10 protein-coding genes and 1 pseudogene are annotated in these 9,553 nt (G+C 74.2%); 9 read left to right on the forward strand and 2 right to left on the reverse strand.

The features are described from left to right. The first annotated feature begins 383 nt into the window (after positions 1 to 383). Together ABD52_RS33925 and ABD52_RS33930 are read left to right on the forward strand one after the other, a co-directional pair. Positions 384 to 950 (forward strand): NADAR family protein, encoded by a 567-nt coding sequence (locus ABD52_RS33925; protein ID WP_235437642.1) that lies wholly within the window; start codon positions 384 to 386, stop codon positions 948 to 950. A 34-nt stretch (positions 951 to 984) separates the two neighbouring features. Then, positions 985 to 1,494, forward strand: a complete 510-nt coding sequence (locus ABD52_RS33930) for an NUDIX domain-containing protein (protein WP_013476504.1) — start codon at positions 985 to 987, stop codon at positions 1,492 to 1,494. Between the two features lie 150 nt (positions 1,495 to 1,644). Here the strand turns inward: ABD52_RS33930 and ABD52_RS33935 are convergent, their stop codons facing one another. After that, positions 1,645 to 2,811, reverse strand: coding sequence for an LLM class flavin-dependent oxidoreductase (locus ABD52_RS33935; RefSeq protein WP_047894427.1), 1,167 nt, complete (start codon positions 2,809 to 2,811; stop codon positions 1,645 to 1,647). A 143-nt stretch (positions 2,812 to 2,954) separates the two neighbouring features. Here ABD52_RS33935 and ABD52_RS33940 point away from each other — a divergent pair, with 143 nt between their 5' ends. The 7 genes and pseudogenes from ABD52_RS33940 to ABD52_RS33965 all read left to right on the forward strand — a co-directional run bounded on the left by ABD52_RS33940 (position 2,955) and on the right by ABD52_RS33965 (position 8,929). Beyond that, a complete protein-coding gene (locus ABD52_RS33940) occupies positions 2,955 to 3,926 on the forward strand; it encodes a sulfonate ABC transporter substrate-binding protein (RefSeq protein ID WP_013286735.1) in 972 nt (323 codons plus the stop codon). Further along, positions 3,923 to 4,759 (forward strand): ABC transporter permease, encoded by an 837-nt coding sequence (locus ABD52_RS33945; RefSeq protein WP_047894428.1) that lies wholly within the window; start codon positions 3,923 to 3,925, stop codon positions 4,757 to 4,759. The genes ABD52_RS33940 and ABD52_RS33945 overlap by 4 nt, the downstream gene beginning before the upstream one ends. Continuing rightward, positions 4,732 to 5,457: an ABC transporter ATP-binding protein gene (locus tag ABD52_RS33950; protein WP_047894429.1), complete on the forward strand. Its 726-nt coding sequence runs from the start codon at positions 4,732 to 4,734 to the stop codon at positions 5,455 to 5,457. The genes ABD52_RS33945 and ABD52_RS33950 overlap by 28 nt, the downstream gene beginning before the upstream one ends. A 16-nt stretch (positions 5,458 to 5,473) precedes the next feature. Further along, a pseudogene (locus ABD52_RS41515) lies at positions 5,474 to 5,863 on the forward strand (selenium-binding protein SBP56-related protein); the annotation flags it as partial. 152 nt (positions 5,864 to 6,015) lie between these two features. Continuing rightward, a complete protein-coding gene (locus ABD52_RS41520; protein ID WP_255352897.1) occupies positions 6,016 to 6,927 on the forward strand; it encodes a selenium-binding family protein in 912 nt (303 codons plus the stop codon). Continuing rightward, the gene (locus ABD52_RS33960; RefSeq protein WP_047894430.1) at positions 6,924 to 7,562 is read left to right on the forward strand and encodes a hypothetical protein; all 639 of its coding nucleotides are present in this window, start codon (positions 6,924 to 6,926) and stop codon (positions 7,560 to 7,562) included. The genes ABD52_RS41520 and ABD52_RS33960 overlap by 4 nt, the downstream gene beginning before the upstream one ends. Before the next feature lie 83 nt (positions 7,563 to 7,645). Continuing rightward, positions 7,646 to 8,929, forward strand: coding sequence for a sulfite oxidase (locus tag ABD52_RS33965; protein WP_047894431.1), 1,284 nt, complete (start codon positions 7,646 to 7,648; stop codon positions 8,927 to 8,929). Positions 8,930 to 8,936: 7 nt separating this feature from the next. Here the strand turns inward: ABD52_RS33965 and ABD52_RS33970 are convergent, their stop codons facing one another. Beyond that, positions 8,937 to 9,479, reverse strand: a complete 543-nt coding sequence (locus ABD52_RS33970; RefSeq protein WP_013286741.1) for an RNA 2'-phosphotransferase — start codon at positions 9,477 to 9,479, stop codon at positions 8,937 to 8,939. Positions 9,480 to 9,553 lie beyond the last annotated feature (74 nt).

Below are 9,553 nucleotides of genomic sequence, written 5' to 3' on the forward strand. Positions count from 1 at the left end.
CTTTGCGCCCGCAGAATGTCCGATAGGTACGTTACGAGGGGCACCAAAGCGCAAGATCGACGACGAGGGCGGCTCAGGTCTTGGAGATCTTGGTAGGGAATGGCCCTCATGAGGGCCCGATCGCTCCAAGATCTCTCGGGATCTCGTGATGCGGGACGGCCTTCTCTGCAGTCAAGATGCGCGGTCGGCTCGGGCAGGCGAATGTGGCTCGACGTCGCGAGGCGCGCGTGGTCGGAATGTCGACGTGAGCGGACGAGCCGAGGCAGCGGGCGGGGAGGGCGGGGCCGGACGGAGATGTCCGCGGTGGACGGTGACGTCGGTGTGCCGTCCCCGGGGTGAAATGCGGCGGTGGGATGTCGGTGGGGTGGGGCAGACTGCGGGGCATGCCGATCCGCTCCGTCACCGACCTGACCACTGCGCTCGACGCCGGGCAGACGGTCAAGTACCTGCACTTCTGGGGGCACCGGCCACGGCCTGACGGCAGCGTCGGCGCGAGCTGCCTGAGCCAGTGGTGGCCGGCGGCGTTCACAGTCGACGGCCGGGAGTTCGCCACCGCCGAGCACTGGATGATGTGGCACAAGGCCACGCTCTTCGGGGACCACGCGATCGCCGAGCGGGTGCTGGCCGCCGGGCATCCGCACCGGGCCAAGGCGCTCGGCCGGCAGGTCCGCGACTTCGACGAGGCGACCTGGGCAGCCCGCCGCTACGAGATCGTGGTGGCCGGCAGCGTCGCCAAGTTCGGCCGGCACGAGCCGTTGCGGCGGTTCCTGCTCGGCACCGGCGACCGGGTGCTCGTCGAGGCCAGCCCGACCGACCGGATCTGGGGCATCGGCCTGACCGCCGACGATCCACGGGCTGCCGACCCGGCTACCTGGCGGGGCGACAACCTGCTCGGGTTCGCCCTGATGGAGGCGCGCGCCACGCTCGCCGGCCGAGGGGGTGACGCCTGACCCCGGGCCGGGGGTCCGGGTAACGTGCTGCGGCGTGACCGCGTACTCGCACTGCTCGTTCTGCGGCGCTGCCTACCCGGCGGACTCCGGGTGGCCGCGTGTCTGTTCCTCCTGCGGCGAGACGGTGTGGCGCAATCCGCTGCCGGTGGCGGTGGCGGTGCTGCCGGTCCGCACGCCGGAGGGGCTCGGCGTGGTGGTGGTACGCCGCGACATCGAACCGGCCCGGGGGCAGCTCGCGCTGCCGGGCGGCTTCATCGAGTACGGCGAGGAGTGGTCCGAGGCGCTCGTGCGTGAGCTGCGCGAGGAGACCGGGCTGCGGGCCGAGGCCGGCGAGGCGCGACTGTTCGCGGTGCACGGCGCTCCGGCGGGCGGCACCATGATGGTCTTCGGCGTGCTGCCCGAGCGGCCGGTCGGTGACCTGCCGCCGTCGGCGCCGACCGAGGAGGCCACCGAGTGGCTGGTGCTCACCGATCCGGTCGAGCTGGCCTTCTCCACGCACACCCGGGTGCTGGCCGACTTCCTCGCCGAGCAACGCCCGATCTGACCGGAACCGGGGGCCGCCCGATCTGACCGGAACCCGGGGGCCGCCCGATCTGGCCGAGGCGACCCCGGGCAGCTCCCGGCCCTGACCGCGACGAATCCGGCAGCGCCGGACGGCCCGGCACGCTCCAGCCCGGAAACGGGCGCGGCGGGGTCAGACGCGGGCCGGGACCGGCCGGGGTGAGAACGGCACGGCGGCCGGCGCCTCGGTCTCCGGCTCGCCGGCCGGGTGCCGCCACAGCCCGCGCCGCCGCAGGATCGGCAGCACGCCCTCGCCGAACCAGTACGCCTCCTCCAGGTGCGGGTGGCCGGAGAGGATGAACTCATCCAGGCCGAGCGCGTGGTACTCGGCGATCCGGTCGGCGACCTCGGTGTGGCTGCCGACCAGCGCGGTGCCCGCGCCGCCGCGTACCAGGCCGAATCCGGCCCACAGGTTCGGCGAGACCTCCAGCCCGTCGCGGGAGCCGCCGTGCAGGTCGAGCATCCGCCGCTGCCCCTCGGACTCGCTGCGCCGCAGCCCTTCCTGCACGGCGCGCACGTCGGCCTCGGGGATGCCGTCGAGCAGTTTGCGCGCCTGGGCCCACGCCTCCTCGGCGGTGTCCCGGCTGATCACGTGCAGCCGGATGCCGTACCGCAGCTCGCGGCCGGCCTCGGCGGCGAGCCCGCGGATCCAGTCCAGCTTGCCGGCCACCTGCGCGGGCGGCTCGCCCCAGGTCAGGTACACGTCGCTGTGCCGTACCGCCACCGGCCCGGCCGCGCCGGACGAACCGCCGAAGTAGACCGGCGGCACCGGGTCGGGCACCCGGCCGAGCCGGGCTCCCTCGACTCGCACGTGGGCGCCGTCGTGGTCGACCGTCTCGCCGCGCCACAGCGCCCGCACCACGTGCAGGAACTCGTCGGTACGCGCGTAGCGGGCGTCCTTGTCCAGGAAGTCGCCGTACGCGCGCTGCTCGGCGGACTCGCCGCCGGTGACCACGTTGAGCAGCAGCCGCCCGCCGGACAGGCGCTGGAACGTGGACGCCATCTGCGCGGCGAGGGTGGGTGAGAGCAGGCCGGGCCGGAACGCGACGAGGAACTTCAGCCGCTCGGTGACCTCGGTGAGCATGGCGGTGGTCAGCCAGGCGTCCTCACACCAGGCGCCGGTGGGGGTGAGCGCCCCGGCGAAGCCGAGCTGCTCGGCGGTGCGGGCGATCTGCCCCAGGTACGCGACGCTCGCGGGCCGTGCGCCGCCGGCGGTGCCGACCGGTACGCCGTGGCCGCCGCCCACGATGTCCCGGCTGTCGCCGTAGGTCGGCAGGAACCAGTGGAAGGTGAGCGACATGGTGTACCTCCGGTGCGGGATCGGGCGGGTCGCCTCCTGAGTGGTGGGACGACCACGCCGACACACTACCCATAAAACCTATCGGGTTGGTAGGTTGCTGTCGCCCGCCGACGGCCGGGCCCATCCCTCCCCGAGGAGTCGCCATGCGTACCCCCAGATCGCGCCGCCGGCCGGTGGCCGCGCTGCTCACCACCCTCGCGCTGCTCGCCGCGACGGCGCTGACGGCCTGCGGCGGCGAGGCGGCCGACGCCAGTGGCGGCGGCGACGGCCCGCTGCGGATCGGCTATCAGCGCTTCGGCGGGCTCAGCCTGGTCAAGGCGCGCGGCGACGCGAAGAACGTCACCTGGTCGCTGTTCGAGAGCGGCCCGGCCCTGACCGAGGCGCTCAAGGCGGGTTCGATCGACATCGGCCAGGTGGGCGAGGCGCCGCCGGTGTTCGCCGCCGCCGGGAAGATCCCGTTCTCCGTGGTCGGCACCTCCCAGCCGATCCCGCAGGGCGAGGCGGTTCTGGTCAAGGCGGACAGCCCGTATCGTGGATTCGCCGACCTGCGCGGGAAGACGGTAGCGCTGAACAAGGGCTCCAACGTGCACTGGCTGCTGGTGAAGCTGCTGGAGGCGAACCGGATGACGCTCGCCGACATCAAGGTGAAGTACCTCAAGCCCGCCGAGGGACGGCCCGCGTTCGACAACGGGCAGGTCGACGCGTGGATCATCTGGGATCCCTACTTCGCGCTGGCTGAGCAGCCCGGCGTACGGGTGCTCGCCGACGCGACCGGCCTGGCCGGCAACCGCGAGTACGTGCTGGCCGCGCCGGACGCGGTGAAGAACCGCACCGACGACGTACGGGCGTTCCTGGACACGTACCGGCAGACCACCGACTGGGGCATCGCCCACCCGGCCGAGCGGGCCGCCGTCCTCGCCCCGGAGCTGAAGATCCCGCTCGACGTGACCACCCGGGCGCTGGCCCGCAGCGCCAAGCCGCTCGCCCCGGTCACGCCGGAGATCGGCGCCGAGTTGCAGGCCATCGCGGACAGCTTCGTGGAGCTGAAGCTGGTGCCCGGACCGGTCGACATCGCCGGGCGGGTGGACGGCCGGTTCAACGAGGCGTTCCAGTGAGCGGTCCGGCGCTGGCCGAGGCGAGTCCTGCGGTCGTACCCGATCGGGTGACGCCGCGGCGGTCGCGGGCCCGCGCCCCGCGGCGGTGGCGGCGCACGGTGAGCCCGGTCGTGCTGGTCTTCGCCTGGGAGGCCGCCGCGCGGACCGGGCTGCTCGCGCCGGAGAAGCTGCCCGCGCCCAGCGCGGTGCTGGCGACCGGGTGGCGGCTGGCGAGCGACGGGACGCTCGGCGTGCACCTGCTCGACTCGCTCACCCGCGCCGCGCTCGGCCTGCTCATCGGCGGCGGCCTGGCGCTCGTGCTCGGCGCGGCGGCGGGGCTGCTGCGCCTCGGCGATGACCTGGTCGACCCGCCGGTGCAGATGGCCCGGATGCTGCCGCACCTGGGCCTGGTCCCGCTGCTGATCATCTGGGTGGGCATCGGCGAGTCGCTGAAGGTCACGCTCGTGGCGCTCGGCGCGTTCTTCCCGATCTACTTCAACACGTACGCCGGCATCCGCGACATCGACGAGCGGCTGGTGGAGGCGGCGCGCACCTGCGGACTCGGGGCGGCGGCCCGGCTGCGGCACGTGGTGCTGCCCGGCGCGCTGCCGGCGCTGTTCCTCGGGCTGCGGCTGGCCATCGGCGCGGCCTGGCTCAGCCTGGTCGTCGGCGAGCAGGTGAACGCGCAGACCGGCGTCGGCTTCCTGATGATGGAGGCGCGCGAGTTCAGCCAGACCGACGTCGTCGTGCTCGGCCTGCTCATCTACGCACTGCTGGGGCTGGCCTCCGACCTGCTCATCCGGTACGCGGAGAGGAGGACGCTGGCGTGGCGACGCGGACTGCGCGCGACCTGACCGGGCCGGTGCTCACCGCACGCGCGGTGACCCGGTCCTTCGGCCCGGCGGTGGTGCTGGCCGGGGTCGACCTGACCATCGGCGACGGCGAGACGGTGGCGCTGCTCGGCGGCAGCGGATCCGGCAAGAGCACGCTGCTGCGCGTACTCGCCGGGCTCGACGGTGACGCGGGCGGCGAGCACGTGCTGCACGGCACCGCCGCCGTGGTGTTCCAGGAGCACCGGCTGCTGCCGTGGAAGCGGGTGGCGGACAACGTGGCGCTCGGGCTGACCGGACCGGACGTGGGCGACCGGGTCGGCCGCGCGCTGGCCGAGGTGGGTCTCGCCGACCGGGGCCGGGCCTGGCCGGCCGAACTGTCCGGCGGGCAGGCGCAGCGGGTCGCGGTGGCCCGCGCGCTGGTCCGCGAACCGGACCTGCTGCTGCTGGACGAGCCGTTCGGCGCGCTGGACGCGCTGACCCGGCTGCGCATGCAGGGGCTGCTGCGGCGGCTGCGCGCCCAGCACGGCTTCGCCGCGCTGCTGGTCACCCACGACGTGGAGGAGGCGCTGCTGCTGGCCGACCGCGTCCTGCTCCTCGACGACGGCGTGATCGCCGAGGAGGTGCCGGTACGCCTCGGCCCGTCCCCGAGCCCCGACGACCCGGCCCTCGGCGCGCTGCGCCGCCACCTGCTCGACCGCCTCGGCGTACCCGCCGGCTGACCGCGAGGGAGAACCCATGACCCGCTGGACACCCGACCCGACCTTCTATCCCTCCCCCGCGCTCGCCGCCGCCGGGCCGGCCGAGAAACTCGCGTACGTCGCCGCGTTCGACCGCGCCGGGCAGCGCCCCGACGCCATCGCGGTGCTCGACACCGACCCGGACTCCGGCTCGTACGGCCGGGTGGTGGGCTGGACCGAACTGCCGGACACCGGCGACGAGCTGCACCACTTCGGGTGGAACGCGTGCAGCAGCGCACTCTGCCCGACCGCGCCGCACCCGCACGTGGAGCGCCGCTACCTGATCGTGCCGGGCCTGCGCTCGTCCCGGATCCACGTGCTCGACACCAAGCCCGACCCGCGCCGCCCCGAGCTGGTCAAGGTGATCGGAGCGGAGGAACTCGGCAGGCGTGCCGGGTACTCCCGCCCGCACACGGTGCACTGCGGGCCGGACGGCATCTACGTCTCCCTGCGGCCGGCGAGGAATTCCAGCTCGAACTGGTTGGGGGTGACGAGGCGCTCGGCGGCGCCGACGGGCAGGAGGGGCCGGGCGGCATCGCCGTGCTCGACCACACCACGTTCGAGGTACGCGGCGCGTGGGAGGCCGACCGCGGGCCGCAGTTCCTGGCGTACGACTTCTGGTGGCACTACACGCAGGACGTGCTGGTCACCAGCGAGTGGGGCACGCCGTCGATGATCGAGGACGGCATCGTCGGTGAGCTGCTGCTGGGCCGCCGGTACGGGCACGCGATCCACTTCTGGGACCTGGCGAGGCGCCGGCACGTGCAGCGCGTCGACCTCGGCGACCAGTACCAGATGCCGCTGGAGCTGCGGCCCGCGCACGACCCGACGAAGTCGTACGGCTTCGTCGGCGTGGTGATCAGCGTCGAGGACCTGTCCGCGTCGATCTGGCTGTGGCACCGCGACGGCGACGCCTGGGCGGTCACCAAGGTGATCGACATCCCCGCCGAGCCGGCCAACCCGGCCGACCTGCCGGAGCTGCTCAAGCCGTTCGGGGCGGTGCCGCCGCTGGTCACCGACATCGACCTATCCGTTGACGACAGGTTCCTGCACGTCTCCTGCTGGGGCACCGGCGAACTGATCCGCTACGACGTCAGCGACCCGTTCCACCCGGTACGCGTCGGCTCGGTACGCCTCGGCGGCATCGTCAACCGCACCCCGCACCCGGCGTTCCCGGACGAGCCGCTGGCCGGCGGGCCGCAGATGGTCGAGATCAGCCGCGACGGCCGCCGCGTCTACGTCAGCAACTCGCTCTACGGCGCCTGGGACGACCAGTTCTACCCCGACGGGGTGGGCGCCTGGGTGGCGAAGCTCGACGTCGACCCGGAGCACGGCGGCCTCGTGCCGGACCCGCGGTTCTTCCCGCGCGGCGAGGAGTTCCGCGGCCTGCGCGTACACCAGACCCGGTTGCAGGGCGGCGACGCCTCGTCCGACTCGTACTGCTTCCCGTGACCGGCGCGACCTGGGCGGCGCTGGCCGGCCTCGGCGCGTTCCACGGCCTGAACCCGGCGATGGGGTGGCTGTTCGCGGTGGCCCGGGGCCTGCAGGAGCGCCGCCGGGCCGCGCTGCTGGCGGCCCTGCCGCCGATCGCGGCCGGTCACCTGGCGTCGGTGGCGGTGGTCGCCGCGCTGGTCAGCGCCACCCGGTCGGTGACGGCGAGCACGCTGGTCGCGGTGACCGGCGGGGTGCTGCTGGTCGGGTTCGGGCTGTGGCGGCTGCTGTCCGAGCGGCACTTCCGGTGGGCCGGGATGCGGTTGTCGGCGGCGCAGCTCACCGCCTGGTCGTTCCTGATGTCCGCGGCGCACGGCGCGGGCCTGATGCTGCTGCCGGTGCTGCTCGCCGAACCGGCGGCCGGCGGAGGCCCGCACGCCGGGCACCTCGCCGCCGCGCCGGCCGGCGCGCTGACCGGCCTGCTCGCCGCCGCCGTGCACACAGTCGCCATGCTCGCCGTCGCGCTGGTCGTGGCCCTGCTGGTGTACGAGGTGCTCGGCGTCGGTGTGCTCCGCCGGGCCTGGTTCAACGTCGACCGGCTGTGGGCCGGTGTGCTCGTGGCGGCCGGCGTGGTGACGCTGATCGGCGCGGCGTGAGGTCGCCGCCACCTGCGACGGATCGATGAAAAGTCCTACTGATTGAATAGGAAAGGCAGCGTCGCCTACCCCGGAGGTCAGCCGTGAGTCAGTCCCCGTCCCCCGCCGAAGCCGTCCACGACGCCGACCGGAGCCGGCAGTGGCTCGCCGGGCAGGCGCACGGGCCGGGCGTCGACCGCGACCGGCTGCTGGAGGTGGGCGCGGCGATGGCCGCGGTGACCGCCGCCGCCGCGGAGCGCGAGCCGGTCGCGGTGGCGTCCGCGCCGGTCGGCGTCGACCCCGGCGCGCCGATCGTCAAGCCGCTGCCGGCGGACCTGCTGCGCCCGCTGGACACCAACGCCGAGATGCGCTGGCCGTCGATGGCCGGCCAGGGGTACGTGGTCCCGATCGACCGCTTCTTCGTCCGCAACCACACGGTCACGCCGCACCTGGACGCGGCCACCTGGCGGCTGCGCCTGTTCGGCGACGGGCTGCGCGGCGCGCCGACCCGGGACAACCCGGTCGAGTTCGACCTCGACGAGCTGCGCCGGCTGCCCGCCGAGGAGCACGCGGCGCTGCTGGAGTGCGCCGGCAACGGGCGGCGCTACTTCGCCGAGCAGCAGGACGAGCCGACCCCGGGCGTGGCGTGGGGGCTGGGCAGCGTCGGGGTGGCCCGGTGGCGGGGCGTGCGGCTCGGCACGGTGCTGCGCCTGGCCGGGCTGCGCGACGAGGCGGTCGACGTGATGCCCGAGGGCCTCGACCCGGACTACGTCTCCGGCGGGGTCAACCTCGGCCGGGTACGCCGCCCGATGCCGGTCGCGAAGGCGCTCGACGACGTGCTGCTGGCGTACGAGATGAACGGCGAGCCGCTGCCCCCCGACCACGGCTTCCCGGTGCGGGTCGTGGTGCCCGGCTGGGTCGGCATCTCCTCGATCAAGTGGGTCGGCGCGATCGAGGTCTCCACCACTCCCCTGTTCTCGCCGTGGAACACGCAGTTCTACCGGATGTTCGGCCCCGGCCACCCGGCCGACGGCACAGTGCTCACCGCCCAGCCGGTGCGCAGCGCGTTCGAGCTGCCCTGGGACGCCCGGGTGCCGGCCGGCGAGGAGATGCTGCTGACCGGCCGTTCCTGGTCCGGCAACGGCCCGATCGCGCACGTCGAGGTGGACACCGGCGACGGATGGCGCTCCGCCGACCTGGTCGCCGCCGACCGGGGCGGAGCCTGGCAGCGCTGGACCGTCAGGTGGTGCCCCCCGGCAGCGGGCCGGCACGTCCTGCGCGCCCGCGCCACCGACTGCACGGGCGCCGTCCAGCCCGACCGGGCCGCGCCGAACGACCTCGCGTACCTGTTCGACGCCGTCGTGGCTCACCCGGTGACCGCCTGCTGACCGCAGCTCAGGTGGTGCTGAGGTAGGGCGGCGGCACGGTGTCGGTGAGCCACACCCCGTTGGCCGAGCGGTAGAACAGGTACCCGGCCTCGGCCATCGCCGCCGCGTCCACGGTCAGCACCACCACCGCGCCGCCCCGGCGCGCACCGACGCGCCGGGCCGTCGCCACGTCAGGCGACAGGTGTACGTGGTGCCGCCCGCCCCGGCGCAGCCCCTGCGCCCGGATCGCGTCCAGCACGGCCTCACCGGTGCCGTGGAACAGCCGGGGCGGCGGCGCGGCCGGGGTCAGGCCGAGGTCGACCGGAACGGAGTGCCCCTGGTTGGCGCGGATCCGGTCGGCCCCGTCCGGACCGGCCTCCACCGCGAAGCGCTGCTTGTCGTTGCCCGCGACCACGGCGTCCAGCTGGGCGCGGCTGATCCTCAGCCCGGCGAGCACGTCGGCCACAGGCACCCAGCCCGCCCGGTCGAGTCGCAGCCCGAACGTGTCAGGCCGGTGCCGCAACGCCAGCGACAGCCGCTTGCTCACCCGAACAAGATCCCGATGTTCCACCCGCCCAGTCTGATTCCGCCCTCGCCCCTTGTCGACGCAGTTCCCCTGCCCGCTCTCCCCCTCAGCCCTCGCCC

The sequence above is a fragment of the Micromonospora sp. RV43 genome, assembly GCF_001029515.1.
Lineage (GTDB): Bacteria > Actinomycetota > Actinomycetes > Mycobacteriales > Micromonosporaceae > Micromonospora > Micromonospora aurantiaca.

Coding starts and splice junctions, on each gene's coding strand:
- ABD52_RS33940 (WP_013286735.1), top strand. CDS start 2,955: ATGCGTACCCCCAGATCGCGCCGCCGGCCGGTGGCCGCGCTGCTCACC.
- ABD52_RS33935 (WP_047894427.1), bottom strand. CDS start 2,811: ATGTCGCTCACCTTCCACTGGTTCCTGCCGACCTACGGCGACAGCCGG.
- ABD52_RS33925 (WP_235437642.1), top strand. CDS start 384: ATGCCGATCCGCTCCGTCACCGACCTGACCACTGCGCTCGACGCCGGG.